The sequence below is a fragment of the Bradyrhizobium sp. 41S5 genome (assembly GCF_011516665.3).
Lineage (GTDB): Bacteria > Pseudomonadota > Alphaproteobacteria > Rhizobiales > Xanthobacteraceae > Bradyrhizobium > Bradyrhizobium quebecense.
In genome coordinates this window covers 2,196,347-2,221,718 of sequence record NZ_CP083721.1, presented here as the reverse complement: position 1 = coordinate 2,221,718, position 25,372 = coordinate 2,196,347, and the positions used below count along the sequence as shown (strand labels likewise).

23 protein-coding genes are annotated in these 25,372 nt (G+C 65.6%); 11 read left to right on the top strand and 12 right to left on the bottom strand.

Translation table 11 applies throughout. The features are described 5' to 3' along the window. Window positions 1-2: 2 nt before the first annotated feature. Window positions 3-314 carry a SorB family sulfite dehydrogenase c-type cytochrome subunit gene (gene sorB, locus HAP47_RS10470; protein WP_173638313.1) on the top strand — a complete coding sequence of 104 codons (312 nt, stop codon included), beginning with the start codon at window positions 3-5 and terminating at the stop codon, window positions 312-314. Between the two features lie 274 nt (window positions 315-588). Next, window positions 589-789, top strand: a complete 201-nt coding sequence (locus HAP47_RS10465) for a cold-shock protein (RefSeq protein ID WP_163149424.1) — start codon at window positions 589-591, stop codon at window positions 787-789. Window positions 790-1,105: 316 nt separating this feature from the next. On the opposite strand, the gene HAP47_RS10460 is transcribed toward HAP47_RS10465, so the two are convergent. Beyond that, the gene (locus HAP47_RS10460; RefSeq protein ID WP_173638314.1) at window positions 1,106-1,756 is read right to left on the bottom strand and encodes a hypothetical protein; all 651 of its coding nucleotides are present in this window, start codon (window positions 1,754-1,756) and stop codon (window positions 1,106-1,108) included. Between the two features lie 103 nt (window positions 1,757-1,859). Then, on the bottom strand, window positions 1,860-2,324 hold the full coding sequence (locus tag HAP47_RS10455; RefSeq protein WP_173640558.1) for an Lrp/AsnC ligand binding domain-containing protein: 465 nt from the start codon (window positions 2,322-2,324) through the stop codon (window positions 1,860-1,862). Window positions 2,325-2,469: 145 nt separating this feature from the next. Here HAP47_RS10455 and putA point away from each other — a divergent pair, with 145 nt between their 5' ends. Together putA and HAP47_RS10445 are read left to right on the top strand one after the other, a co-directional pair. Further along, a complete protein-coding gene (putA, locus tag HAP47_RS10450; RefSeq protein WP_173638315.1) occupies window positions 2,470-5,469 on the top strand; it encodes a bifunctional proline dehydrogenase/L-glutamate gamma-semialdehyde dehydrogenase PutA in 3,000 nt (999 codons plus the stop codon). Between the two features lie 172 nt (window positions 5,470-5,641). Further along, a complete protein-coding gene (locus HAP47_RS10445; RefSeq protein WP_173638316.1) occupies window positions 5,642-6,847 on the top strand; it encodes a CaiB/BaiF CoA transferase family protein in 1,206 nt (401 codons plus the stop codon). A 134-nt stretch (window positions 6,848-6,981) separates the two neighbouring features. Here HAP47_RS10445 and HAP47_RS10440 read toward each other — a convergent pair whose 3' ends face one another. From HAP47_RS10440 to HAP47_RS10430, 3 genes are all read right to left on the bottom strand, one after another. Continuing rightward, the gene (locus HAP47_RS10440) at window positions 6,982-7,146 is read right to left on the bottom strand and encodes a hypothetical protein (protein WP_173638317.1); all 165 of its coding nucleotides are present in this window, start codon (window positions 7,144-7,146) and stop codon (window positions 6,982-6,984) included. Between the two features lie 100 nt (window positions 7,147-7,246). After that, window positions 7,247-8,794 (bottom strand): hypothetical protein, encoded by a 1,548-nt coding sequence (locus HAP47_RS10435; RefSeq protein ID WP_173638318.1) that lies wholly within the window; start codon window positions 8,792-8,794, stop codon window positions 7,247-7,249. 90 nt (window positions 8,795-8,884) lie between these two features. Continuing rightward, complete coding sequence (locus HAP47_RS10430) at window positions 8,885-9,952, bottom strand: hypothetical protein (protein ID WP_173638319.1); 1,068 nt, start codon at window positions 9,950-9,952, stop codon at window positions 8,885-8,887. Between the two features lie 204 nt (window positions 9,953-10,156). On the opposite strand from HAP47_RS10430, the gene HAP47_RS10425 reads away from it, so the two are divergent. The 4 genes from HAP47_RS10425 (at window position 10,157) to HAP47_RS10410 (ending at window position 13,550) form a co-directional block, all read left to right on the top strand. After that, on the top strand, window positions 10,157-10,531 hold the full coding sequence (locus tag HAP47_RS10425) for a Crp/Fnr family transcriptional regulator (RefSeq protein ID WP_173638320.1): 375 nt from the start codon (window positions 10,157-10,159) through the stop codon (window positions 10,529-10,531). Next, the gene (locus HAP47_RS10420; RefSeq protein WP_173638321.1) at window positions 10,528-11,337 is read left to right on the top strand and encodes an MBL fold metallo-hydrolase; all 810 of its coding nucleotides are present in this window, start codon (window positions 10,528-10,530) and stop codon (window positions 11,335-11,337) included. Before HAP47_RS10425 ends, HAP47_RS10420 begins: the two co-directional genes overlap by 4 nt. Window positions 11,338-11,462: 125 nt before the next feature. After that, the gene (locus HAP47_RS10415; protein WP_231168829.1) at window positions 11,463-12,776 is read left to right on the top strand and encodes an MFS transporter; all 1,314 of its coding nucleotides are present in this window, start codon (window positions 11,463-11,465) and stop codon (window positions 12,774-12,776) included. A 159-nt stretch (window positions 12,777-12,935) separates the two neighbouring features. Then, a complete protein-coding gene (locus HAP47_RS10410) occupies window positions 12,936-13,550 on the top strand; it encodes a glutathione S-transferase family protein (RefSeq protein ID WP_173638322.1) in 615 nt (204 codons plus the stop codon). Window positions 13,551-13,756: 206 nt separating this feature from the next. Here the strand turns inward: HAP47_RS10410 and HAP47_RS10405 are convergent, their stop codons facing one another. Genes HAP47_RS10405 through HAP47_RS10395 form a run of 3 tightly spaced genes read right to left on the bottom strand, consistent with a single transcriptional unit; the run spans window position 13,757 to window position 15,780 of the window. Next, the gene (locus HAP47_RS10405; RefSeq protein ID WP_173638323.1) at window positions 13,757-14,254 is read right to left on the bottom strand and encodes a TPM domain-containing protein; all 498 of its coding nucleotides are present in this window, start codon (window positions 14,252-14,254) and stop codon (window positions 13,757-13,759) included. A 4-nt stretch (window positions 14,255-14,258) separates the two neighbouring features. Beyond that, a complete protein-coding gene (locus tag HAP47_RS10400) occupies window positions 14,259-15,143 on the bottom strand; it encodes a TPM domain-containing protein (protein WP_173638324.1) in 885 nt (294 codons plus the stop codon). Between the two features lie 22 nt (window positions 15,144-15,165). Next, window positions 15,166-15,780 (bottom strand): LemA family protein, encoded by a 615-nt coding sequence (locus HAP47_RS10395; protein ID WP_173638325.1) that lies wholly within the window; start codon window positions 15,778-15,780, stop codon window positions 15,166-15,168. A gap of 224 nt (window positions 15,781-16,004) precedes the next feature. On the opposite strand from HAP47_RS10395, the gene HAP47_RS10390 reads away from it, so the two are divergent. Genes HAP47_RS10390 through HAP47_RS10380 form a run of 3 tightly spaced genes read left to right on the top strand, consistent with a single transcriptional unit; the run spans window position 16,005 to window position 19,157 of the window. Next, window positions 16,005-16,796, top strand: a complete 792-nt coding sequence (locus HAP47_RS10390; RefSeq protein WP_231168963.1) for an enoyl-CoA hydratase — start codon at window positions 16,005-16,007, stop codon at window positions 16,794-16,796. 4 nt (window positions 16,797-16,800) lie between these two features. Next, complete coding sequence (locus tag HAP47_RS10385) at window positions 16,801-17,946, top strand: acyl-CoA dehydrogenase family protein (protein ID WP_173638327.1); 1,146 nt, start codon at window positions 16,801-16,803, stop codon at window positions 17,944-17,946. 14 nt (window positions 17,947-17,960) lie between these two features. After that, complete coding sequence (locus tag HAP47_RS10380) at window positions 17,961-19,157, top strand: acyl-CoA dehydrogenase family protein (RefSeq protein ID WP_173638328.1); 1,197 nt, start codon at window positions 17,961-17,963, stop codon at window positions 19,155-19,157. A 248-nt stretch (window positions 19,158-19,405) separates the two neighbouring features. On the opposite strand, the gene HAP47_RS10375 is transcribed toward HAP47_RS10380, so the two are convergent. The 4 genes from HAP47_RS10375 to pgm all read right to left on the bottom strand — a co-directional run bounded on the left by HAP47_RS10375 (window position 19,406) and on the right by pgm (window position 25,328). Further along, a complete protein-coding gene (locus HAP47_RS10375; RefSeq protein ID WP_173638329.1) occupies window positions 19,406-21,730 on the bottom strand; it encodes a xanthine dehydrogenase family protein molybdopterin-binding subunit in 2,325 nt (774 codons plus the stop codon). A gap of 111 nt (window positions 21,731-21,841) precedes the next feature. Beyond that, the gene (locus tag HAP47_RS10370; RefSeq protein ID WP_173638330.1) at window positions 21,842-22,717 is read right to left on the bottom strand and encodes a dihydrodipicolinate synthase family protein; all 876 of its coding nucleotides are present in this window, start codon (window positions 22,715-22,717) and stop codon (window positions 21,842-21,844) included. Continuing rightward, a complete protein-coding gene (locus HAP47_RS10365) occupies window positions 22,710-23,666 on the bottom strand; it encodes an NAD-dependent epimerase/dehydratase family protein (protein ID WP_173638331.1) in 957 nt (318 codons plus the stop codon). The genes HAP47_RS10370 and HAP47_RS10365 overlap by 8 nt, the downstream gene beginning before the upstream one ends. 21 nt (window positions 23,667-23,687) lie before the next feature. Then, window positions 23,688-25,328, bottom strand: a complete 1,641-nt coding sequence (pgm, locus tag HAP47_RS10360; protein WP_173638332.1) for a phosphoglucomutase (alpha-D-glucose-1,6-bisphosphate-dependent) — start codon at window positions 25,326-25,328, stop codon at window positions 23,688-23,690. Between the last annotated feature and the right edge of the window lie 44 nt (window positions 25,329-25,372).

Here is a 25,372-nt window from a genome sequence, read left to right as displayed (position 1 = left end):
TCATGACCAGCAAGCTGCTTCCCGCCCTCGCCGCGATCGCCATGCTGTCGATCGGGGCTACGATGGCCGCGCCCGTCAACTACACGCTTCCCGAGGAGACTGCGGCCTTCAGGCCCGGTCCCAACCTCGAGGTGGTGCAGAACAACTGCACCGCCTGCCACTCGGCCGACTACATCAAGACCCAGCCGCAGGGCGAGAAGTTCAAGAAGGACTTCTGGCAGGCCGAGGTGACCAAGATGATCAAGGTCTACGGCGCGCCGATCGACCAGGCCGACGTCGGCAAGATCGTCGAGTACCTCTCCGCGACCTATTAAGACGCGGCCGATCCATTCCCCCGCGCGCTAGCGGAAAGCCCGCGCGCGGGGCTATCGATCCAAGTGGGACCGATCTTTTTGCAGCGCATCAATTGACCACGAAACAGGCAATCCGCCACCAAAACCCTGCAAAGCGGGTTGTTTCCGGACAAAATCACACCGTGGTTTGATCTACCCAGCTTTTTTCAAACTGCTATCCTGTGCGGTACGGACAAGCCGGTTTGTGCGGGGACCGACTGGTCTGTTTTCGATTGATTCCGCGGAGACGACTGGAATGCCCAAAGGTACAGTGAAGTGGTTCAACCCGACCAAGGGTTATGGATTCATCCAGCCCGCATCGGGCGGTAAGGACATTTTCGTTCATATTTCAGCAGTTCAGAAGGCCGGTCTTCAGAGCCTCAACGAAGGCCAGTCCGTTGAATACGAAGAGATCGCCAATCGCGGCAAGACGTCAGCCGAGAACCTCAAGGTCTAGCGCACCGCGCGAGATCCAGCGGCGCACTCTCGGACACGATCCGGGAGTGAAGGCCGATCCAACCTCACACGACGTGACGTTAGGCGGAGCGGGCACGGCGCCCTCGCGCCACGGCGTTGAACTTTTTTCGGCCACCACCGATCGCGTGCCGCTATTGGCCATTTGACCGTCATATCCGGCACCGACCAATTGCTGTGGCCCGCCGCACGTGAGCCTCACCGACAATCGCGGGATGTGTCTCTCTGCATCATGCCCGGGTCGTGACGGAAAATGCTGCGCCGTGAACGGAACGCGCGCGGCAGGAACGTTCAGCCGTTCAATCTTCCGTCACCCATTTGGCGACGGTCATGACGTCAGGCGGTTGCAGATAGCCGCGGGGCCAGAGATCGACGGCCCATTCCACCTTGGTGGCGCGTTCGAGCAGAACGGCGGTGTTGTGCGGCGTTTGCGCAAACGAAAATCCGCGATAGTGGGGATCCCCGACGTCGTGGAACTTGAACAGGTTCCACGATTGCATCACCAGCATCAGGCTGGTCGTGTTGCGGGTGGTGTCCCAGCAATCGTAATTGTGCTTGTCGTCATTGGCGCGGAAGTCCGCTTTCGCCACGCGCTTGTCGGTGCCGAGGATCGGCCCCATCCGCCGGTCGAACCAGATCACGGCCTTTTGCACGGCCGCGCGTTCGGCGGCGGCGTTGGCGCGGCCCGTGGCCATGATCCTGCTCAGAGCCGCCCGGTCGGCCGCGCTGAAGTCGAGCATCTCCCGGCGCCGGCAGACGAAGCCGTAGCACACCGTCATCGCCGAGGCCGATGGCGGATAGATCGAGACCGATGTATAGAGCTGCATGATGCCGGAGCTGAACTCGGCCGCGCGCGACGGCGACGTCGCGAACAGGGACAAGACGGCTGCACATAACGCGCCGGCAACCCCGGCTCGCTTCGCACCTATCGGCTGATTGGCATCGTCCATGTCGCGGCCCCCAACTGAGGGGCAGAATTATCGCGGGTGCGTCGCGATGCCAAGACATCCCGCGTACATCCTGCGCATGGCTGTGGATCAGATCCGGAGCCTATCAACCGACCGGCAGCGGCGCGTCGCGCTTGACTTCCTCCATCACCGCGTAGGTTCGGGTCTCGCGCACGCCCGGCAGCGCCAGCAGGGTCTCGCCCAGAAACCTGCGATAGGCGGTCATGTTGGCGACGCGCGCCTTGACCAGATAGTCGAAGCCGCCGGCCACCATGTGACACTCCAGCACTTCCGGCGCGGCCTGGACTGCCTTGGCGAAGCGCGCGAACACATCGGGCGTGGTCTTGTCGAGCAGCACCTCGACAAACACCAGGAGGCTGAGCCCGAGCCGGTGCGGATTGAGCCTCGCGCCGTAACCCTCGACGAAGCCGTCGCGCTGCAGCCGCTTCAACCGCTCGCCGACCGAGGTCGGCGACAGCCCGATCCTCTCGGCCAGTTCCACATTGGCAATCCGGCCATCCCCTTGCAGGATCGAGAGGATTTTGCGGTCTGTCTTGTCTATCTCTGTCATATCCACGGCAATATCTGAAATGGTCCGGATTTTCTAAGGCAAATCTGCTAATTTGTCTATCGAACTACGGTGCGACCGCGCGTAGGTGTTCCCGTGCAACCCCAAGGAATCGCCAGGAACCGGCAAGGACCGCCAAGGAACCATCATGCCAGACCCGCTCCCGTTCAGCGCGCCCTACGCCCCCGATGACACCGCGATCGCCGGCCGCCTGCGCGGGGACGCCAGGCTTGGCGCAGACCAGGAGGCCGGGGTCGACCGCACCGCGCGGCGCCTCATCGAGGCGATCAGGGCCAACGACGATCCGCTCGGTGGGGTCGAGGACATGCTGCGCGAGTTCGCGCTATCGACCAAGGAGGGCCTGGCGCTGATGGTGCTGGCGGAGGCGCTGTTGCGGGTGCCCGACGCGCGCACTGCCGACCAGTTCATCGAGGACAAGCTCGGCCAGGGCGACTTCGTCAACCACGAGACCAGATCGAGCGCCTTCATGGTCAACGCCTCGGCCTGGGCGCTCGGCATGTCGGCCCGCGTGATCCAGCCCGGCGAAACGCCGCAGGGCACGATCGGGCGGCTGACCAAGCGTCTCGGCGCGCCGGCGGTGCGCGCAGCGACACGGCAGGCGATGCGGCTGATGGGCAGCCATTTCGTGCTTGGCGAGACCATCGAGGCGGCGCTGGCGCGTGCCCAATCGCACACCGCGCGCGGCTCGCGCTATTCCTTCGACATGCTCGGCGAGGGCGCGCGCACCGCCGACGACGCCCATCGCTATTTCGAATCCTACGCCCGCGCGATCGAGGCGATCGGCAAGGCAGCCGGCGATCAGGCCCTGCCCGACCGGCCCGGAATCTCCGTCAAACTCTCCGCGCTGCATCCGCGCTTCGAGGCCGTCAGCCACGCGCGGGTGATGACCGAGCTGGTGCCGCAGCTCATCGATCTGGCGCGCCGCGCCAAGGCGTTCGACCTCAACTTCACCGTCGATGCCGAGGAAGCCGACCGGCTGGAGCTCTCGCTCGACGTCATCGCCGCTGCCTTCGCCGATCCGTCGTTCGCCGGCTGGAGCGGCTTTGGGCTTGCGATCCAGGCCTATCAGAAGCGCGCCACTGAGGTGATCGACTATATCGATGCACTCACGCGCGCGCTCGACCGCAGGATGATGGTGCGCCTGGTCAAGGGCGCCTATTGGGACACCGAGATCAAGCGCGCGCAGGAACGCGGGCTCGACGGCTATCCGGTGTTCACCCGCAAGGCGATGACCGATCTGAACTATGTCGCCTGCGCGCGAAAGCTGCTCGCGCTGCGGCCGCGGCTGTTTCCCCAATTCGCCACCCATAACGCGCTGACGGTCGCGACCATCCTCGAACTGTCAGACGATCCCACGAGCTTCGAATTTCAGCGGCTGCACGGCATGGGCGAAGCGCTCTACGCACAGCTCGGCGACGACAGGCCGGAGATCGCCCATCGCACCTATGCGCCGGTCGGCAGCCACCGCGATCTGCTCGCCTATCTGGTGCGCCGGCTGCTCGAGAACGGCGCCAACTCGTCCTTCGTGGCACTGGCGGCGGACAATCGCGTCTCCATCGTGGACCTGTTGCGCCGCCCGGCCGAGATCATCGGTGCCGACAACAATGCTGCTCACTCCGGAATTCCGTTGCCGGCCGATCTCTATCGGCCGCAGCGCGAGAATTCGCACGGCATCGAGTTCGGCGAGCGAAAGGCGCTCGACGCGTTGACGTCTTCGATTGCCGTCCAACCCAAGGCCGCGCCCGGCATGGTTGCGACATCGACGGTCGAACAGGCGAATGCCGCGGTCGCCGCCGCCCGCGGTGGCTTCAAGGTCTGGAACGGCACGCCGGCCACCCAACGTGCGGCGATCCTCGACAAGGCCGCGGACCTGCTCGGGCAGCGCCGCGCGCACTTCCTCGCCTTGCTGCAGAGCGAAGGCGGCAAGACACTCGACGACGCACTCTCGGAGGTGCGCGAGGCGATCGACTTCTGCCGCTACTACGCGGCACTCGGCCGGAAGCTGTTCGGGCAGGGGGAGGCGATGCCGGGGCCGACCGGCGAGAGCAACACGCTGGAATTGCGCGGCCGCGGCGCATTCGTCGCGATCTCGCCATGGAATTTCCCGCTCGCGATCTTCCTCGGCCAGGTGACGGCGGCGCTGATGGCCGGCAATACGGTGATCGCAAAGCCGGCCGAGCAGACGCCGCGCATCGCGGCTGAGGCCGTCGCGCTGCTGCACGAAGCGGGCGTGCCGGGATCGGCCCTGCATCTGGTCCAGGGCGACGGCGCGGTCGGTGCCGCGCTGGTCAGCCATCCCGGCATTGCCGGCGTGGTCTTCACCGGCTCGACCGAGGTGGCGCGCGCGATCAACCGGACCCTTGCGGCCAAGGACGGCCCGATCGTGCCGCTGATCGCCGAGACCGGCGGCATCAATGCAATGATCGTCGACGCCACCGCGCTGCCCGAGCAGGTCGCCGACGACGTCGTGACCTCGGCGTTCCGCTCCGCCGGCCAGCGCTGCTCGGCGCTGCGGCTGCTGTTCGTGCAGGACGACGTCGCCGACCGGATGATCGAGATGATCGCCGGCGCCGCGCGCGAACTGAAGATCGGCGATCCCTCCGCACCGTCGACGCATATCGGACCCGTGATCGATGCCGAGGCCAAGCAGCGGCTCGACGCGCATATCGCGCGGATGAAGCAGGAGGCGCGGGTGCATCTCGCCGGCGATGCCCCGGCAGGCAATTTCGTCGCGCCGCATATCTTCGAACTGTCGGCGGCGAGCCAGCTGCGTGAGGAGGTGTTCGGCCCGATCCTGCATGTCGTCCGTTACCGCGCCGAACGGCTCGGCGACGTGCTGGCCGCGATCGAGGCAACTGGATTTGGGCTGACGCTCGGCATCCATTCCCGCATCGACGACACGATCGAGCACGTGATCGACCGTCTCCAGGTCGGGAACGTCTATGTCAACCGCAACATGATCGGTGCGGTCGTCGGCGTGCAGCCGTTCGGTGGCAGCGGCCTCTCCGGCACCGGCCCCAAGGCCGGCGGGCCGCACTACCTCACGCGCTTCGCCACCGAGCAGACGGTCACGATCAACACCGCCGCCGCGGGCGGCAATGCGGCGCTGATGGCGGGGGTGGAATAAAGCTCCTCACCGACGTGTCATTCCGACATGGTGCATGAGCGCCGGGCCCGGAATGACTCCCGTTGCATCGTGCCCCCGAGATGGGTCAAATGGCGGTCCGATCGGGATCATCGCACACGATAATTCCAGCTACCGGAAAAACACCAACAAGCGCCACGGGAGCGACGGCACGATGGAAAAAGGCATTTTTGACGGGCTCAAGGTCCTGGACTGCGCGAGCTTCATCGCGGCGCCCGCGGCCGCCACCGTGCTGTCCGACTTCGGCGCCGACGTCATCAAGATCGAGCCACCGGGCGCCGGCGACCCCTACCGCAATCTCCCCAATTTGCCCGGCTATCCCGCGAGCGAGCACAATTTCGCGTGGATGCTGGAAGCCCGCAACAAGAAGAGCCTCGCGCTCGACCTCACCAAACCGGACGCGCGCGAAGTGCTCTACAAGCTCGTCGCCGAGGCCGACGTGTTCATCACCAACATGCCGCCGCAGGTGCGGGCGAAGCTCGGCATCACCTACGATCATCTTGCGCATCTCAACGACCGGCTGATCTATGCCTCCTTCACCGGTTACGGCGAGAAGGGCGAAGAGGCCAACAAGCCCGGCTTCGACTCCAACGCCTACTGGGCCCGCTCCGGCCTGATGGATCTGGTGCGCGCCGACGAGGACACCACGCCGGCCCGCTCGGTCGCCGGCATGGGCGATCACCCCTGCGCGATGGCGTTCTACGGCGCGATCGTCACCGCGCTGTTCCAGCGCGAGAAGACCGGCAAGGGCTCGCATGTCTCGACCAATTTGATGGCCAACGGCGTCTGGGCCAACGGCGTGCTGGCGCAGGCCAAGCTCGCCGGCGCCAAGTTCAAGAAGCGCAAGCCGCGCGAAGAGGCGCTCAACGCCGTCACCAACCACTACAAGTGCAAGGACGGCCGCTGGCTGATCCTGTCGCTGCTCAACGAGGACCGGCAATGGCCGACCCTGGCGCGCTGCATGGGCCGCGAGGACCTCGTCGCCGACGCGCGCTTTGCCACCAAGGCGGACCGCCATGCGCGCTCGGTCGAGCTGATCAAGATCTTCGACGAGGTGTTCGCCGGCAAGGATCTCGCCGAATGGCGCAAGATCCTCGACGGCAACGGCCTGGTGTTCGGCGTCGTCGGCATCCTCGACGACATCCCGAACGACAAGCAGATGATCGAGAACGAGGTGCTGGTGCGCTTCGAGAACGACACCATGCTGACCGTCAACAGCCCGATCTTCATCGACGGCGCCAGGAAGGTGCAGCCGCGCAAACCGCCCGAGGTCGGTGAGCATTCCGACGAGATCCTGCGCCAGGCCGGCTACGACGAGGCCACGATCCAGAAGCTGCGCGCGTCGGGCGCGGTTGCCTGAGGTCGAACTGATGCTGCTCCTCCGTCGCCCCGCTCATGCGGGGAGACGGGCTTCCCCGGGAGCACAGAGATGCAGGTGAGACCTGTACTCCTGACCCGGATCGCGGCCGCGCCTGAAGCATTACGTGTGAGTGACTATCTTTTCAGCCAGGACCAGACCAGGGCCACGGCAATAATGCCGATGACGACCGCAAGCCCGATCGCCCAGCTGCTGACGCGGACGGCGCTCACCGCCTGACGCTCGGCCTCGTTGGCCGCGATCTCGCGGTTGCGCTGCTTGTCCTGCTCGGGAGCACTCATCGGCCGGTCTCCGCTCAAGGGCTGGGCTGTTCGGGTCGTGGTCGCAAGGCGGAATGTAGCACCGAATAATGACGCGCAGGCGCTTCGGTTCCAGCTGAAATCACCGACCCTTCACGAAGCACATGCCCATCCGTGAGGTCTTCCCCGCGACCTGGCAGGCGAGGCCTTCAGCGCAGGTCCAGCCGCGAAAGCTGCGGTCGGTCTCGGCCGGCCTGGCGCCCGGCAGATAGCAATGCGCGCCCCAGCCATCGCTGTATTCGGTGCCGGCAAGCTCGGTGCTGCTGCGCAGTTGCGGCCGGTTGGAGAAGCCGCGCGAGAAGTCCGGCGCCTTGCCGTCGCGGAAGCTTGCGAGAATATCGCGGCGCCGAGGTTGGTCGCCGAAGAAATGCGGCGAGGCCGGCACCACGGTGGAGTTCGACGGTTTTGCCGCCATCCAGTCGACGCCGGGGAAATGGAAGCCGCCAATGCCGCGGGTCTGGTGACAGCCCGCGCAGGTGACGTCGTTGAGGCGCCGCTCGAAGCCGGCCAGCGACTGGATGTTTTGCAGCTTCGTTCCGTCCGCCGCGGCCTTCTGCAACGCGCCGACCACGTCACCTTCCGAGAACACCGCCGGCCCGGCCGTCCCCTCGCCCTGCACCATCCCGAACTCCGGCTCCTGGTCGCTGACGTCGAAACCGGTCGGCGTCGGCGCCACCGCACCGGTTGCGAGGAAGCGATCGGGGATCAGCAGGGTGCCGCGATCGAGCTCGGCAAAATGCCCGGGATCGAGCAGCCATGTCTTGAAGTCGCGCTTCAGCGCCTCGTCGGCCAGAATGCGATCGCGATCGACCTGGTTCTCCAGCGGCGCCTCGACAAAGCGTCTCGTCGCGCCGTCATAGTCGAACACCTTCAGGAGATAGTCGGTGCGGAAGTCGCGCACCGCGGATTTCGGCGCGTGCGCGATCTGCAGATTGGTCTCGATGCGATCGATGTTCCGCGCGTCGATCAGGCCGAGCGGCCCGTCCTTGCCGAACAGCTTGTCCATCATCGGCGGTGCACGGCCGGTCGCGAGCCAGCGCCGCGCGATCTCGCGGCAGCTGAGCAATGCATCGTTGCCGCCGCCCTTCGCCTTCAGCACCAGGTTCAGCGTCATCGGCAGCCGCTGCGAGACCGCGTTCTCGCCGATCAGCGGCACGTCGGTGCGGGTCAGCCGGTAGATCAGCCGTATCTCGCCGCAGTCCGTCGGCGCGACATAGGCGCGGTCCATGCGGTTGACGATGCCCGACAGCACGAAGCGAACGTCAGGGGATCCAAACAGCGCGCGGTCGAACAGCTGAAACGCGAAGCCGTCGCCGACCCCGATGCTCTCGTTCGGCAGGCTTGCCCTATGCTTTCCGACATAACGATCGAATTCGCGATCGAGCGCCTCGCGCACCGGCACCATCGCAGGCAATCCGAACAGATCGCGGTTCGACAGCGGCGTGTCGGCGGAACGCTCCGGCGCGAGCATCCGGCCGAGACTGAGGCGGCCATGATCGAGTTCGCGCAGGATCGCGGGATCGATCACCGCCGCGCCGCGCTCGAGCGCGCGATCCTCCGCGGCGCGTGCCGGCACGGCGCCAACGAGCAGAACGGACATCACCAGGAGGCATTTCAGCGCGCGGCTCATGCCCCACTAACACCGCACCGCAAACCCTATTCAAGAAAAAAGGCGCTTCACATCGCGGTGAAGCGCCTTGGTATCGTCGCGTTTTGTCGATCAGCGCGAGACGATCAGACCCTTGCTGGTGACGACCACCCAACGGCCATCCTGCTTGCGGATCGCGTCGACGCGGCCGAGACCCGGGACGGGATCGCCGGCATAAACCTCGTAGATGCCGCCGCGGCCCTCGATCAATGCGCCGCCATTGCCGACGTCGCGCAGCGCCCAGCCGTCGACCACCGGAAGGCGGCCGACCTCGGGCCTTGGGGCCGCAGGTGTTGCCGCGGCAGCCGCCGGGGTGACCGAGCCCGTGACCTCGCGGGCGGGCGTCGCAGCGGCGACGGTCGTCTGCGGGGCGCGGAGCTTGTCGACGGTCTCGCTGAGCTTGTTGAGCTTGGCCAGCGGCTCGGCCTGGGCCTTCTCGACCTTCTCGATCCGGTCGCTGGCCCTGCTGAACTGGGCCTGGCCGGCCTTGGCGGTCTGCTCCACGCTCGCCTTCAGCGCGGCGATTTCGGATTCGATCCGGGCGAAGGAGGCGTCGGCCGCTTCCTTGGCGGCGGCATCCTTGGCTGCGTCCTTGGCAGCCACATCCCTGACGGAGGCAGCGGCGGGGGCGGCGAGATGGCCAAGCCCGGCGGTCGCGAGTGCGCCACCGATGGCCCCTGCCACGGTCGCCAGCGCAATCACGGCGGCCATCGCCCCGAACCGGCGCGTGCCTGCCGGCTTGCCTGCTGCCTTGGCCGCCTGCTCGGCGCCCGGCTTGGAGGCGGTCGCTTCGTGGTCCCAGGTCCGGTCACCGGGCGCCATGATCATCAGCTTGCCCGGGAAACGCGGCTCTTCACGCTCGCCGGTCTCGACCTTGGGCACGTCCATGTTGATCGGCTCGATCTTCGCGTCGATCTTGGCCTCGATGATGGGATCGAGCCGGGACGGCTCAACCTTGGGGGATTCAACCTTCGGCGCGTCCATCCTGGGCGCGTCGGCCTTTGGCGACGTCTCTTCCTGCTCGGGCGCAAGCCTGGCAGCCTCGACGCCGGCCGCGACCATCGCGGGCCCGCTCTTCGCCGCCATCTCGGCGCCGGCTTGACCGCTGATCGGCTCGCTCTGCTGCTCACTCACGTTCAAAGTCTCCAGACTGGGTTGACAATTCGGTAACTTTTATTGCTTGCGAAATGGTTACCCCGCTCCGCCATTACCTAAATTTTAGGGAGTTTTCCGGGCCGGATTTGGGCGATGTTGCCATGCGGCAATCTGCGTCGGCTCCGTTTGCGCGCGGCGTTTTCCCGATTAACATACCGCCGTCTTCCAGCCAGAAGGCAGGAGAGCGCCATGACGATCGAGAAGTGCATCAATGAATTTGATGTCGATGACGTCATTTTTGAGGAAGGCTCGACCGGTCGCGAGCTGTTCGTCGTGCTCGACGGCACCGTCGACATCGCCAAGATCGATGGCGGACACAGGACGGTCATCGTCAGCCTCGGCAAGGGCGAGTTCTTCGGCGAGATGGCCGTGATCGACGGCTCGGCGCGCTCGGCAACCGCGATCGCCTCCGCGACCGCGACGCGGGTGATGCGGATCAACCACGCCCGCTTCGTCTATCTGGTCAGCCAGCAGCCGGCGTTCGCGCTGATGGTGATGGATGCGCTCTCGAAACGCCTGCGCGCGTCCAACGCCGTCACTTACCGAGCGGCAGGCGCACCATGAGCGACCGTAAGCCGAGCCCGTTCAAGACGCTGTTCGACGCCGACGTCGCGACGCTGATCCAGGCGGCCGACGACGTCTACCAGATCCGCTTCAAGAACCGTGCGGCGAACGCCTATCTCGTGCGCGGCAGCAAGCGGACCATCATGATCGACGTCGGGCTGTCGACCAACTATCCGTCGCTGGTTGCCTGCCTCAACCATCTCGGCATCACGCCCGAGATGATCGACATGGTGGTGCTGAGCCACGAGCATCTCGATCATATCGGCGCGGCCTATCATTTCCACGGCAGCGCCTACATCGCCGCGCACCGGCTCGCCGCCAACAAGATCATGCTGCGCGACGACTTCTCGATGCTGCGCAAGATGTTCAACGAGCCGAACGTGCCGATCGACATCGACATCTGGCTCGAGGAAGGCAATTTGATCGACCTCGGCAATTTCCGCCTTAGCGTGATGTACACGCCGGGCCATACCTCGGCCTGCATCTCGCTGTTCGATCAGGACAAGGGGCTGCTGTTCGCCGCCGACACGCTGATGCCCGGCGGCGTGATGGGCGGCGTGTTCGGCTCCGGCTCGATCGCCGATTACATCCAGTCGCTGGAGCGGCTGAAGGGCCTCAATTCGAAGATCCTGCTGTCGGGTCATGGCCGGCTGTCCGACACGCCGCAGGACGACGTGCGGATCGCGCTGCAACGCTCGCATGCCCTGCTCGAGGACACCGCGCAATTGTTCGACGCGCTCGATGCACGCTCGAATTTCGAGCCGATCATGCAGTCGGTGCGCGACCTCAACAAGCTCGACGATTGACGCCAGGACCCAGCCAAGGGGGCCCGTTGTGGCCCGCCATGACTTTGCTTTAGGATCGGCTCGCAACGATAAAAATCATGGGCTCGGCGATGCAAGCCGTTGCCGACAGCGGGGAGACGAAACGAATGCAGGCTGACACGATGGCGCAGATGCGCCGCCGGGTGGTGATCTCCTCCACGATCGGCAATGCGCTGGAATGGTTCGACTTCACCGTTTTTGGCCTGTTCGCCGGCATCCTCAGCAAGCTGTTCTTTCCGGCGGACAATCCGCATTCCTCGCTGCTGCTGACCTTCGCGACATTCGGGATCGCCTTTGCAGCCCGGCCGTTGGGTGGCCTGGTGTTCGGGCTCTATTCCGACAAGCACGGCCGCAAGAAAGCGCTGGTCGTGATGATATCGCTGATGGCTGTCGGCACCGGCCTGCTCGGCCTGTTGCCGACCTATGGCGCGATCGGAATCGCGGCACCGCTGTTGCTGCTGCTCGCGCGGCTGATCCAGGGCTTTTCCGCCGGCGGCGAGTTCGGCAGCGCCAGCGCGATGCTGATCGAGTTCGCGCCGCCTGGCCGGCGCGGCTTCTACGGCTCGTTCCAGATGGTGTCGCAATGGCTGGCGTTCGGCCTCGGTGCCGCGATGGCGATCGGTCTCAATCTCGGCCTGTCGCCCGATGCCTTCGCGAGCTGGGGTTGGCGCGTGCCGTTCATCCTCGGCATTCTGATCGGGCCGACCGGATGGTATCTGCGCCGCAGGTGCGACGAGTCGCCTGAATTCCAGGCGTATCTCGCCGAGAAGGCCGCCACAGTGCGGCCGAGCAGGCAGACCACGCTCGGCCAGTTATTCTCCGAGCACCCACGCGAGTTGATCGCCTCGTTCTGCCTGATCGCGGCCGGTACGGCGATCAACTATGTCAATGCGATCTTTCTGCCGACCTACGCGGTCGCCGAGCTGAAGCTGCCGATCCTGAATGCACAGCTGGGCCTGCTCGTCGTCAGCGTCATCAACGCGGCGGTGGCGGTGGCCTGCGGCGCGCTCTCCGACCGGATCGGTCGTCGCGCGGTGCTCGCTCCGGCGCTGATCGTCTACAGCCTGCTGTTCTATGTGATCCTGCAGCGGCTCGTCGCCGCCCCGACCACCGCGAACCTTTGGCAGTTGCAGATCGTCGCGGTCCTGCTCGGGGCCTTGGCCGGGCCGATGCCGGCCTTCATGACCGAGATATTTCCGGTCGGCGTGCGCTCGACCGGAGCATCGCTGGTGTACAATCTCGCCGTGATGCTGTTCGGCGGGCTGGCGCCGTTCATCAACATCTGGCTGGTCCAGATGACGGGCGACAAGGCGGCTCCCGTCTACTACATCCTGTTCGCCGCGGCGGTCGGTCTCGTCGGCCTGGCGGTCTATCGCGGGCGACCGTCCGCGACGGAAATCGCACCTCGACCGGCGCAATGACCTCCGTCGGCAGACGACAGGCAGACCATGCGGTCGGTACGCGACCGGTACGACGACTGACGCGTGCGCGACCGCACATGTGACGCTTCATTTGACAAATCCGCGCATGGCCTGTTCAACAATGGCAACAACAACGCTGAAGAACAGGGAGCGAGAACCATGAAGCTTTACGACTCGATCGGACCCAATCCGCGCATCGTGCGCATGTTCATGGCGGAGAAGGGCATCGAGATCCCCAAGGAGACCGTCGACCTGCGCAAGGGGGAGAACCGCGAGGAAGCGCATCTGAAGCGCAATCCGCACGGCCAGATGCCGGCGCTCGAGCTCGACTGCGGCAACTACCTCTCGGAGATCACGGCGATCTGCGAATATCTCGAGGAGAAGCACCCCTCGCCCGCGATGATCGGCACGACGCCGGAAGAGCGCGCGGAGTGTCGGATGTGGACGCGCCGCGTCGATCTCAACATCGCCGAGCCGCTCGCCAACGGCTACCGCTTCGGCGAGGCGCTGAAGTTCTTCGAGAAGCGCATTCCGGTCGCGCCCGAGGCCTCGCCCGGGCTGAAGATGATCGCCGCCAACCGCATCAAATGGCTTGATAACCAGATGGCCGACGGCCGCGAGTACATCTGCGGCAAGCGCTTCACGCTCGCCGACATGCTGCTCTATTGCTGGCTCGATTTCGGCAACCAGGTCGGCCAGCCGCTGGACCAGTCGAACGCCAACATCGTGGCCTGGTTCAACCGCGTCGGCGCGCGGCCTTCGGTGAAGGCGTAGGGGTCTTTCTTATTCTTATCCTCCACTGGAGGGGGAGGATCGGTTTGCATGAAGCGCAGCGCAATGCGAACCGAGGTGGGGTGATCTCTCCACTCGGGCAGCGTTCACGCGGAGAGACCTTCACCCCACCTCGCCGCTCATTGCATTCGCGTCGATCCTCCCCCTCCAGGGGAGGATGAAGAGCACCGGACCAAATCGTTGGTCGCTCAAATCACCACCGGCTTGTCCGGCAGCTCGTTCGGGTCTCCGGCGACATGCGGGAAATACCGCGCGAGCTCCCGCGACACCGCCTCGATCCCCTTGATCACGCCCTGCTCGAACCGGCCGGCCCGAAAGTCGGTTTCCATCGCGCGGCAGATCACTTCCCAACCGGCGTGGCCGACCTTGGCGTCGATGCCGCGATCGGCGACGATCTCGACGTCGCGGTCGGCGAGCAAGAGATAAATCAGGACACCGTTGTTGTGATGGGTGTCCCAGATCCGCAAGTGCGCGAACACGTCAAGCGCCCGCTCCCGCGCCGGCTGGTCGCGGAACAGTGGCACGCCGTCGAGCGCGCCCTCGACGACGAAGCGGATCTGGCCGGAATGGGTCGCCTCCCCCGCCTTGATCGCCTTCTCGATCGCGTCGAGCACGCGCGGCGGAAACTCGCGTCGCACGCGCCAGCGGTGTTCGATCAGATGCTTGCCGATACGCTTGATGCCCATATGCCTACCAGCTCCCCGAGGCGCCGCCACCGCCAAAGCTGCCGCCTCCGCCGCTGAAGCCGCCGCTGCTGCCCGAACTCGAGCCGCTGCTCCAGCCGCCACCACCGGACCAGCCCCCGCCGCGCCGGTATGGTCCCGCGCCGGCCGCCGGACCGCCAAAATTCAATCCGCCGAAGATCAGCGCCGCGACGGCAGCGAACAGGCCGACCACCAGGGCAGTGGCGAGCGAGCCGGCTACCATCCAGGCGAAGACGCCGACGATGCCGCCGGTCGCGGCCGAGCCCAAGAGCCGCCCCAGCATCGCGCGCAACACGCTCGCCACGATGATGACGACAAAGATCGTCACCGGATTGGCGAGATCGACGAGATTGGGGCCCTGCCAATGCTCGGGCTCCGGCGCCGGCAGCTGCTCGCCATTGATCAGGCGGATCATGCGGTCGACGCCGGCCGAAATGCCGCCGGCGAAATCGCCGGCCTTGAATTTCGGCGTGATGTCCTCGTCGATGATGCGGTGGGTGACGACGTCGCTCAGCACGCCTTCAAGGCCGTAGCCGACCTCGATGCGCAAATGCCGGTCGTTCTTGGCGACGACGAGCAGCGCGCCGTCGTCGACCTTCTTGCGCCCGATCTTCCAGGCCTCGGCAACGCGGATCGAGAACTGCTCGATCGTTTCCTCTCCGGTGGTCGGCACGATCAGGACCGCAACCTGGCTGCCCTTGCGGGTCTCCAGATCGTTCAGCCTGTCGTTCAGCGACGCAACATCGCTCGCCGACAGCGTCCCGGTCTGATCGACAACGCGGCCGGTGAGCTGAGGCACCGCGACCTCGGCCCACGCCGGGCATACGAAGCCCAGCAGGAAGGCCAGTAGGAAGACGCGTGCGGCTATCATCGCGTTGCTAGGCACGCCGGCGCTATTTCGACGGCGCGGGCGACGGCGCCGGATTGAAATCGACCTTCGGCGCGGTCGAAATCTCCTTCTCGTTGTCGACCGTGAAGTTGGGCTTCTCCTTGTAGCCAAACGCCATCGCAGTCAGATTGTTCGGGAAGGTCCGGATGCCGACGTTATAGTCCTGCACTGCCTTGATATAGCGGTTGCGTGCCACGGTGATGCGGTTCTCGGTGCCCTCGAGCTGCGCCATCAGGTCGCGGAACAGCGCATCCGATTTCAGCTGCGGGTAGTTTTCCGTCACGACCAGGAGCCGCGACAGCGCACTGGTCAGTTCACCCTGCGCCTGCGTGAACTTCTGGAACGCGGCCGGATCGTTAAGAACTTCGGGCGTCGCCTGGATGCTGCCGACCTTGGCGCGCGCGTTGGTGACGCCGAGCAGAACGTCCTTCTCCTGCTGCGCAAAGCCCTTCACCGAATTGACGAGGTTCGGCACCAGATCGGCGCGCCGCTGGTACTGGTTCACCACCTCCGACCAGCTCGACTTGACCGTCTCGTCATTGGTCTGGATCGCGTTGTAGCCGCAGTTGGTCAGGCTCAATGTCGCCAGCGCTGCCAGCACGGTCCAAAGCTTGCGCATGAAGAAGGTCCTCCCGGTGGATTCTCGATCAGAGTAACAGATTTTCGCCCGACAATCCCGCGTGGCGGGATTCGCGGCGGATTTTGCCGATGATGGCCCTTGCCTATCCCTCCCTGCGCCGTTCATCATGCCGAGAAAATCGATCCCGGGAGGATCCATTGGCGTCTGAACAATTCGAGACGATTGTCGTCGAGCGGCCGGATCCTGCGATTGCGCGGATCGTGATGAACCGCCCCGAGGCTCGCAACGCCCAGAACCTGCAGATGACCTACGACCTCAATGCCGCCTTCGACCAGGCGGTGCAGGACGACGCGATCAAGGTCATCATCCTCGCCGGCAACGGTCCGCATTTCTCGGCCGGTCACGATCTCAGGCCGGCCGGCAAGAACCAGGCAGGCGTCGATTTCCCGCCAGTCGGAAATTGGGGCGGCTTCGCCGAACCCAACACGCACGGCCGCTTCGCGCGAGAGCAGGAGATCTACCTGCAGATCACAAGGCGCTGGCGCAATCTGGCCAAGCCGACGATTGCGGAGGTGCATGGCAAGTGCATCGCCGGCGGGCTGATGCTGGCCTGGGCCTGCGATCTGATCGTCGCGAGCAGTGACGCCGAGTTCTGCGATCCCGTGGTGACGATGGGCGTCTGCGGCGTCGAATGGTTCGTGCATCCCTGGGAACTCGGCGCGCGCAAGGCCAAGGAGATGCTGTTCACCGCCGACGTCTGGAGCGCCGACGAGGCGCATCGCCTCGGCATGGTCAATCACGTGGTGCCGCGCGGCGATCTCTCCTCCTTTACGTTGGCGCTGGCCCGGCGGATCGCAGCAAAACCCGCGTTCGCGTTGAAGCTGTCCAAGGAGGCGGTGAACCGCTCGATCGACATCATGGGGCAGCCTGCGGCGATCGATCAGGCCTTCGCGCTGCATCAGCTCTGCCACGCGCACAATCTGCAGGAGTTCGGAATGGTGGTGGACCCGGCAGGCCTGCATCCCTCCGTCAAGAAAACCGCCAACGTGAAGTGACCAGATGGACCTCACTCTCAGCGACGAGCAGCGCTTGCTGCGCGAAAGTGCCGACCGCTTCGTGGCGGAAACCTTCACATCAGACCATCGCAAGAAGGCGGCGAATGATCCGCTGGGCTATTCGCCCGCGATCTGGAAGCAGTTCGCCGAGCTCGGCTGGCTAGCGCTACCGATCAGCGAAGCCCATGGCGGGCTTGGCGGCGGCGCGATCGAGATCGGGCTATTGATGGAAGCGTTCGGCCGCGGACTGGTGTCCGAGCCGTTCCTCTCCACCGTCGTGATCGGCGCTGCGCTGGTCGCCGAATGCGGCACCGAGGCGCAACAGCGAGCGATCCTGCCCAAGGTCGCCGAGGGCGCGCTCACGCTCGCCTTCGCGCATTCGGAGCGCACCGCACGGTTCGATCTCGGCCATGTCGACACGACGGCGAAGAAAACGGCCGACGGCTGGCGGCTGAACGGCAGCAAGATCGCGGTGCTGGACGGCGCATCGGCCAACCAGATCATCGTCTCCGCCCGCACTGCCAATGCCAATGGCGCATCCGGCAAGCTCGGCCTGTTCCTGGTGCCGGCTGGTGCGCCCGGCCTTGCCCTGCGCGACTACGCGCGGCTCGGCGGCGGGCGCGGCTGCAATCTCGATCTGAAGGACGTGCAATTGCCCGCCGACGCGTTGCTTGGCGACGGCCAGGATGCGCTGCCCGCGATCGAAACCGTGGTCGACCGCGCGATGACCGCGCTCGGCGCCGAGGCGGTCGGCATCATGCAGACGCTGCTCGACACCACGCTCGAATACACCAAGATTCGAAAACAGTTCGGGCGGCCGCTGTCGGCCAACCAGGTGATCCGCCACCGCCTCGCCGACGTCGCGATGCAGGTCGACGAAGCCCGGTCAATGGCGCTGCGCGCTGCGCTGATGGCCAATGCCGAGCCGGTGGCCCGCGGCCGCGCGGCGTCCGGGGCCAAGGCGAAGATCGGCAAATGCGCGCGCTTCGTCGCCGAGCAGGCAGTCCAGTTGCACGGCGCCATGGGCGTCACCGAGGAGCTCGACATCGGCGCCTATTTCAAGCGGCTGCTCGCCTTCGATACGCTGTTCGGCGGTAGTGCCCATCATTATCGCCGCCACGCCGCGTTGAGCGGCCGCGCCCACGCGTAAACGGAGAGCGCACCATGGATCTCACCTTCAGTGCCGAGGAACGCGCCTTCGAAAAGGAAGTCCGCGACTACATCGCCGCGAGCCTGACGCCGGAAATGAAGCGCGCCACCGCGCTGACGCCGTCGGTGTTCTCCGACCCCGACATCGGCATGGCCTGGCAGCGCGCGCTGCACAAGAAGGGCTGGGGCGCGCCGGGCTGGCCGGTTGAGCATGGCGGGCCGGACTGGACGCCGGCGCAGCGCTGGATCTTCGAGGCCGAATGCGCGCGGGCCGGCGTGCCGAATGTCAACGTGATGGGCGTGAAGATGGTCGGCCCCGTCATCATCGGCTTCGGCTCGCCCGAGCAAAAGAACTTTTACCTGCCGCGAATCCTCTCAGGTGAAGACTACTGGTGCCAGGGTTATTCCGAGCCGGGTTCGGGCTCCGATCTTTCGTCGCTGAAGACCCGCGCGGTGCGCGATGGCGACGACTACATCATCAACGGCACCAAGATCTGGACCACGCATGCGCATCACGCCAACCGCATGTTCGCATTGGTGCGCACCAATGAGGGCGAGCGACAGCAGGACGGCATCAGCTTCATCCTGATTGACATGAAGACGCCGGGCATCACCACGCGTCCAATCCTGACCATCGGCGGCGATCACGAGGTCAACCAGGTGTTCTTCGACGACGTCCGCGTGCCCGTCGCCAACCGGGTCGGCGAGGAAGGCAAGGGCTGGACCTACGGCAAATACCTGCTCGAATTCGAGCGCGGCTCCGGCATCGCCTCCGCCAAGCTGCGCGAGGCGCTGAGGACGATCTCCGATCTCGCCGGCTCCGAGGTCACCGGCCGCGCCATCGAGGACCCCGACATCGCGATGCGGATGTCGGAAGTCGAGGTCGATATCGATGCGCTCGAGATGACCGAGCTTCGGGTGCTGTCGGCGCTGCAGACCGGGCAGAATCCCGGCGCGGTGTCGTCGCTGATCAAGCTCAGGGTCAGCGAGATCCGCCAGGCGGTAACGCGGCTTGGCGTCGACGTGATCGGCAATGACGGTCTCGCCGTCGAGCCGGCGCGGCCGTTCTACCGGCTCAACCACGAGCCGGCGATCCCGGAAGAGCTGTTGCCGGTGGTGCCGGAATATCTCAACGGGCGCGCCTACACGATCTTCGGCGGGTCGTCCGAGATCCAGCGCGACATCATCGCGAAGATGGTGCTGGGGCTGTAGCGCGCCGGGACGCGCTCGCCTTCCCGTCACCCTCGCCTGGAGAGAGGTGACGGTGGAGGAACTTCTCGCCAAGTGCGCGCCGCCAAAATATCGAAAACAACCCCATGCAAAGGAGCTGGCGGCTGCCGGCGTTCGACCAGGCAACTTGACACGTCGGGCAAATCGGGGATATATTTCCAATATCCCGAAATCGTGCAAGCGCCGTCCTGTAAGTGCCCTCCTCGTCCGAGGGTGGCGACGCTGGCGGGCTACGCCCCCGCCTTCGCGTCCCTTATCGCCTGCCAGATCTTCACCGGCGTCAACGGCGTGTTCAGCTGGGTGATGCCGAGCTCGCTCAGCGCATCCATCACGCCGTTGGTAATGCAGGGCGGGCCGCCGATCGCGCCCGACTCACCGCAGCCTTTGGCGCCCAGCGGATTGGTCTTGCAGGGCGCGGAGGGATCGAGCGTCACGGTGATCGGCGGAATGTCCGAGGCGCGCGGGATGCAATAGTCCTGATAGCTCGCGGTCAGAAGCTGACCTTCCTCGCTGTAGGCCACGCCTTCGTACAGGGCCTGGCCGATGCCCTGGACAACGCCGCCATGCACTTGCCCCGTCACCAGCATCGGATTGACCGCGACGCCGACGTCGTCGACCGTGGTGTAGCGCACCACCCGCGTGACGCCGGTCTCGGGATCGATCTCGACCTCGCAGATGTGGGTGCCGTTCGGCCAGCTCGGCCCGTCGACATTGCCCTCGCTCTCGACCGAGAGCTTAGCGCCGCTTTCCTTGGCCGCGATCTCGAACAGGCTGATGCGCCTGTCGGTGCCGACCACGGTGAGGAAGCCGTCGCGATACTCGATGTCCCCGACGGAGGCTTCGAGCAGGTGGGACGCCTTGTCGCGCGCCTTGTTGATCATGTCGTTGGTAGAGACCGCTACCGCGGTGCCGCCGACGAACAGCGAACGCGAGCCGACGCTGCCGAAGCCGGTGGCGAGATCGGTGTCGCCCTGGACGACGTCGATCTTGTCCATGGCAATGCCGAGCGTATCGGCGATCATCTGGGTGTAGGTGGTGGCGAGGCCCTGCCCCATCGCCATGGTGCCGGAATGCAGGATGACGCGGCCTTCTGCGGTCGCATGCAGCGAGACGTTTTCGGTGTGGGCGCGGCCGCCGGTCCATTCGATGTAGCTCGTCAGGCCACGGCCGTAGAGCAGGCCCTTCTTCTTCGCCACCTTCTTGCGCGCGGCAAAGCCGTTCCAGTCGGCCAAGTCAGACGCGCGCTCCAGCATGTGGGCGAAGGCGCCGGAGTCATACACCTGTCCGACCGCGTTCGTGTAGGGCAGTTGCGCCGGCTTGATGTAGTTGACCTTGCGGATGGTGCGCGGGTCCATGCCGATCTGGCGCGCTGCGGCATCGAACAGCCGCTCGACGATGAACACCGCCTCCGGCCTGCCGGCGCCCCGATAGGCGCCGACCGGCGCGGTGTTGGTCATCACCGACTTCACCTCGAAATGCACCAGCGGCAGATCGTAGACGCCGGTCTGCACGAACGGGCCGAGCACCAGCGGAATGATGTTGGCGGTGCCCGACGAGTACGCTCCGGTGCCGCCGATCGAGCGCACGCGGTAAGCCAGCACGCGGCCTTTGGCGTCGAGCGCGAACTCGCCGGTCGAAGTGAGGTCGCGGCCGTGGGTGCCGCCGACGAACTCGTCGGTGCGGTCGCCGCGCCAGCGGATCTTCTCATTCAGCTTGGTCGCGGCATAGGCGACGATGCCGTCTTCGGGGTAGAGGCTGGTCTTCTGGCCGAAGCCGCCGCCGATATCGCCGACCAGCACACGCACGCTGTCCTTCGGCCGCTTCAGGATCGATTCCGCCAGCAGATCGCGGGTCGAGCCCGGGGTCTGCGACTGCACGTGGAGAATGAGCCGGCCGGTCTTCTTCTCAATCTCGGCAATGGTCGAACGCGGCTCCATCGCCGACGGCACCAGGCGCTGGCTGACCAGATCGAGCGACACCTTGTGCGCGGCGCTGGCGAAGGCTTCCTCGACCTTGGCGGCGTCGCCATAGCTCATCGCGGCCACGATGTTGTCGGGCGCCTCCGGCCAGACCGCCGGCGCACCGGGCTTGATCGCCTCGACCGGATCGACCACCGAGGGCAGCACCTCGTAATCGACCTCGATCGCTTCGGCCGCGGTCTGCGCCAGCACGCGCGAGGTCGCGACCACAGCCGCAACGCCCTCGCCCGCGTAGCGCACCACCTCATGCGCCAGCAGGCGCCGCGGCGGCACGGTCATCGGCGAGCCGTCGGGGCGCTTGAAGATCGCGAGCGTCGGCAGCGTGCCGATATCGTCCTTCACGAGGTCAGCGCCAGTATAGACCGCCTTGACGCCGGGCATCTCGAGCGCCGCCTTGACGTCGATCGATTTGATGTTGGCGTGGGCATGCGGCGAACGCAGCACGTGCAGCCAGAGCGCGCCGTCCTGTGGCTTGTCGTCGATGAAATGCCCCTTCCCGGTGAGCAGCCGCTGGTCTTCCAGACGCTTGACCGGCTGGCCCGCACCAAAACGCATATTGCCGGGAAGAATGTTCATCGGAGGGTCCTTGATTTCAGAAATTTCGGCGGGTTTTAGCGGATTTTCGGCGCGAGACAACACGCCCAAGAAAGACGACGCAATGCGCCTTATGCAACGCGCAAGCCAGGTTCAGTTGAGATCGCGCAACGCGGCCTCGACCACCTTGCGGTGCTCGGCGGTGAGCGGCGCCTGCGGCGGCACGGGGTCACCGACATCGTAGCCCTGGCTCGCCAGCCCGGCCTTGATGCAGGCGGCGAGGTTGAAGCGGGCGAACGCCTCGTTGATGCGCCAGAGCTTGCGCTGCAGGGACATCGCCTCGTCCCAGCGGGCACGGCGGCACAGATTGTAGAGCTCGACGCTTTGCCGCGGGATCATGCAGGCAGGTCCCGCCATCCAGCCATGGCCGCCGATCAGCATCACCGCGGCCGGAATATGGGCGGAAGCCGAGAACACTTTCAGGCTGTCGCCGCAGCGGTTCATGATCGACAGCAGCCGGCCGGTATTGGTCGAGGCGTCCTTGATGTAGCCGATGCGCGGATGCGCGGCGAGCCGCGCGATGACGTCGAGCGTGAGGTCGGAGCGCTGGAAATTCGGATTGGTGTAGATCACGACCGGAATGTCGACGGCGTCGGCGATGGCGCGAAAATAGGATTCCACCTGGGCGTCACTGAGCGGAAAATACGCCTCCAAGATAGCGAGAATACCGGCAGCACCGCGCTTCTGATAGGCCCTGGCCTGCGCCACCGCATCCGCCGTCGAGGTCGAGGCGACGCCGGCAACCACGGGCACGCGAGCCTGCGCGGCCTCGATCGTGGTCGCCACCACCTGCATGCGCTGCGCATTGTTGAGATAGGCGAACTCGCCGGTCGAGCCGAGCGGCGTCAGGCCGTGGACGCCGGCCTTGATCAGATCGTCGCAGAGCCGGCCCAGCACCTCGGTGCGGACATGGCCGGCGGGATCGATCGGGGACACCAGATAGGGAAAGACGCCGTGGAAATCAGCCATTTGCGAGCCTCGTTGACGGCGAGACATAGTCGGGATCGTGCGCAAAGGGAAGCGGCTCGCCGCTGCGCAGGGCGCCGAGCACCGCTGCAAAGTCGGTGACCGCGCGGAAACCAAGCAGGCGTTCGGCCTTGCTCGCGTCGTAGATCCGGCCGATCGATTTCGGCAAATGCCAGCCCCGGCGCGCGAACAGCGCCGGCGCATCGGGGAAAATGCGCGCGATCACGCCGGCGGCGTCCGTCTTCAGATCAGCGACGTCGCTGCGCGCAAACGGCGTCGGCGCGCTGATCACGAACACCTCGAAGCCGCGGATCTTCTCCAGCGCCACGACATGGGCGTCGGCGGCATCCTCGACCGTCAGGCGGCGGTACAGCAGCTCGGTTGCCTTCAGGTTCTCGCCATGGATGTCGCGGATGGTGTCGTCGTCCTCGGGGAAGAAACGGCTGGTGCGCAGCACCGCGCAGTTCAGCCCATGCTCGCGGCTGTAGAGCCGGCACAACCCCTCGGCGGCGAGCTTTGTAACGCCGTAGATGTTGCGCGGCTCCAGTGGCCCCGAGCTCTCGTCGAGCCACACCGCCGCATGGCCTTCATCGTCGCGGATCGCCTGCGAGATCATCAGGGACGTCGTCGAGGTGAAGACGAAGCGGTCGTGGCCCGCGGCGGCCGCCGCCTGCAGCAGATTGAGCGTGCCTGACACGTTGACGTCGACAAAGGCCTGCGGCGAGAACCGCGCGATGTCAGGCTTGTGTAGCGCGCCGCCATGGATCACGGCCTCGATGCCGTGATCGGCGAAGACGCGATCGACCGCCGATCGGTCGGCCACGGAGCCGATCACATTGGTCGCCTCGCCCGCAACGACGTCGAGGCCGGTCACGTCATGGCCGGCCTGTCGAAGCCGCGGCGCGAGGAAGCGGCCGAGCCAGCCGGAGGAGCCGGTCAACAATACGCGCATGAATTCCGCCGGGCCCGTGCCTCAGAACACCTTGGCGATCGCGGCCTGCGCGTCACCCTGGATCTTCTTTAGATGATCCGGCCCGCGGAAGCTCTCGGCGTAGATCTTGTAGACATCCTCTGTGCCGGAAGGACGCGCGGCAAACCAGCCGGCCTCGCTCTCGACCTTGATACCGCCGAACGGCTGATCGTTCCCCGGCGCCTTGGTCCTGACCGCGCGCACGGGATCGCCCGCGAGCTCGGTCATGTTGAGTTGCTCAGGCCCGAGCGCCTTCAGCGCGTTCTTCTGCTTCGGCGTCGCCGCGACATCGATCCGCTCGTAATAGGGAACACCCAATTCGGCCGTCAACTCGTTGAACAATTCGCTGGGGTCACGACCGGTCTTGGCGATGATCTCTGCCGCCAGCAGGCCGAGGATGATGCCGTCCTTGTCCGTGGTCCATACCGAGCCGTCACGCTTCAGGAACGACGCGCCGGCGCTTTCCTCGCCAGCGAAGCCGAAGCCGCCGCTGCCGAGCCCTTCGACGAACCATTTGAAGCCGACCGGCGTCTCGACCAGCTTGCGACCGAGCTTTTTCGCTACGCGATCGATGATGGAGCTCGACACGATGGTCTTGCCGATCGCGGCGTCCTTGCTCCATTGCGGCCGGTGCGCGAACAGATAGGCGATCGCGGTGGCGAGAAAGTGGTTCGGGTTCATCAGCCCGTTCGAGCGGGTCACGATGCCATGGCGGTCGGCATCGGTATCGTTGGCAAAGGCGACGTCGAACCGGTCGCGCATCCCGATCAGGCTCGCCATCGCGTAAGGCGACGAGCAGTCCATCCGGATCTTGCCGTCCCAATCCGCGGTCATGAAGCGGAAGGTCGGATCGACCGCATTGTTGACCACGGTGGCGTTGATGCCGTAGCGCGCGATGATCGGCTGCCAGTAATGCACGGCCGCGCCGCCGAGCGGATCGATGCCGATCCTGACGCCGGCGGTCTTGATCAGCGCCAGATCGACCGTGTTGCCGAGATCGGCAACGTAGGGCGTGATGTAGTCGTGCAGATGCGTGGTCGCGGCCTTGCGCGCGCGATCATACGGCATTCGCGCGACGCCCTTGAGGACGGCCTCGATATAGCGGTTGGCGTTCTTCTCGACCACGGCCGTGACATCCGTGTCGGCCGGGCCGCCATGCGGCGGATTGTATTTGTAGCCGCCATCCTCCGGCGGATTGTGTGACGGGGTGATGACGACGCCGTCGGCAAGCCCTGTGCTGCGGCCCTTGTTGTAGCTCAGGATCGCGTGCGAGATCACCGGCGTCGGAGTGTAGCCACTCTGCGCGTCGATCATGATCTCGACGCCGTTGGCCGCGAACACTTCCACCGCGCTGGCCAGCGCCGGCTCGGCGAGCGCATGGGTATCGATACCGATGAACAGCGGCCCGGTGAGGCCCTTCTCACGCCGGTAGTCGCAGATCGCCTGGGTGGTGGCGAGGATATGGTCCTCGTTGAAGGAATTCTTCAGCGACGAGCCGCGATGGCCAGAGGTGCCGAAAGCAACCCGCTGGGCAGGATCGCCGGCGTCGGGCTTGCCGGCAAAATAGGCCGTGACCAGCCGCGGCACATTGGCAAGGGCGGCGGGATCGATGGGCTTGCCGGCGGCAGGATTTGGTGCAGTCACGTGACCTCTCAGATCTGGTATCGCCGACCATCAGCACAACGAGT

Bases quoted from the DNA above. Each gene is read 5' to 3' on its own strand.
- sorB (WP_173638313.1), top strand. From the start codon at position 3: ATGACCAGCAAGCTGCTTCCCGCCCTCGCCGCGATCGCCATGCTGTCG.
- HAP47_RS10465 (WP_163149424.1), top strand. From the start codon at position 589: ATGCCCAAAGGTACAGTGAAGTGGTTCAACCCGACCAAGGGTTATGGA.
- HAP47_RS10460 (WP_173638314.1), bottom strand. From the start codon at position 1,756: ATGGACGATGCCAATCAGCCGATAGGTGCGAAGCGAGCCGGGGTTGCC.
- HAP47_RS10455 (WP_173640558.1), bottom strand. From the start codon at position 2,324: ATGACAGAGATAGACAAGACAGACCGCAAAATCCTCTCGATCCTGCAA.
- putA (WP_173638315.1), top strand. From the start codon at position 2,470: ATGCCAGACCCGCTCCCGTTCAGCGCGCCCTACGCCCCCGATGACACC.
- HAP47_RS10445 (WP_173638316.1), top strand. From the start codon at position 5,642: ATGGAAAAAGGCATTTTTGACGGGCTCAAGGTCCTGGACTGCGCGAGC.
- HAP47_RS10440 (WP_173638317.1), bottom strand. From the start codon at position 7,146: ATGAGTGCTCCCGAGCAGGACAAGCAGCGCAACCGCGAGATCGCGGCC.
- HAP47_RS10435 (WP_173638318.1), bottom strand. From the start codon at position 8,794: ATGAGCCGCGCGCTGAAATGCCTCCTGGTGATGTCCGTTCTGCTCGTT.
- HAP47_RS10425 (WP_173638320.1), top strand. From the start codon at position 10,157: ATGACGATCGAGAAGTGCATCAATGAATTTGATGTCGATGACGTCATT.
- HAP47_RS10420 (WP_173638321.1), top strand. From the start codon at position 10,528: ATGAGCGACCGTAAGCCGAGCCCGTTCAAGACGCTGTTCGACGCCGAC.
- HAP47_RS10415 (WP_231168829.1), top strand. From the start codon at position 11,463: ATGCAGGCTGACACGATGGCGCAGATGCGCCGCCGGGTGGTGATCTCC.
- HAP47_RS10410 (WP_173638322.1), top strand. From the start codon at position 12,936: ATGAAGCTTTACGACTCGATCGGACCCAATCCGCGCATCGTGCGCATG.
- HAP47_RS10405 (WP_173638323.1), bottom strand. From the start codon at position 14,254: ATGGGCATCAAGCGTATCGGCAAGCATCTGATCGAACACCGCTGGCGC.
- HAP47_RS10400 (WP_173638324.1), bottom strand. From the start codon at position 15,143: ATGATAGCCGCACGCGTCTTCCTACTGGCCTTCCTGCTGGGCTTCGTA.
- HAP47_RS10395 (WP_173638325.1), bottom strand. From the start codon at position 15,780: ATGCGCAAGCTTTGGACCGTGCTGGCAGCGCTGGCGACATTGAGCCTG.
- HAP47_RS10390 (WP_231168963.1), top strand. From the start codon at position 16,005: ATGAACCGCCCCGAGGCTCGCAACGCCCAGAACCTGCAGATGACCTAC.
- HAP47_RS10385 (WP_173638327.1), top strand. From the start codon at position 16,801: ATGGACCTCACTCTCAGCGACGAGCAGCGCTTGCTGCGCGAAAGTGCC.
- HAP47_RS10380 (WP_173638328.1), top strand. From the start codon at position 17,961: ATGGATCTCACCTTCAGTGCCGAGGAACGCGCCTTCGAAAAGGAAGTC.
- HAP47_RS10375 (WP_173638329.1), bottom strand. From the start codon at position 21,730: ATGAACATTCTTCCCGGCAATATGCGTTTTGGTGCGGGCCAGCCGGTC.
- HAP47_RS10370 (WP_173638330.1), bottom strand. From the start codon at position 22,717: ATGGCTGATTTCCACGGCGTCTTTCCCTATCTGGTGTCCCCGATCGAT.
- HAP47_RS10365 (WP_173638331.1), bottom strand. From the start codon at position 23,666: ATGCGCGTATTGTTGACCGGCTCCTCCGGCTGGCTCGGCCGCTTCCTC.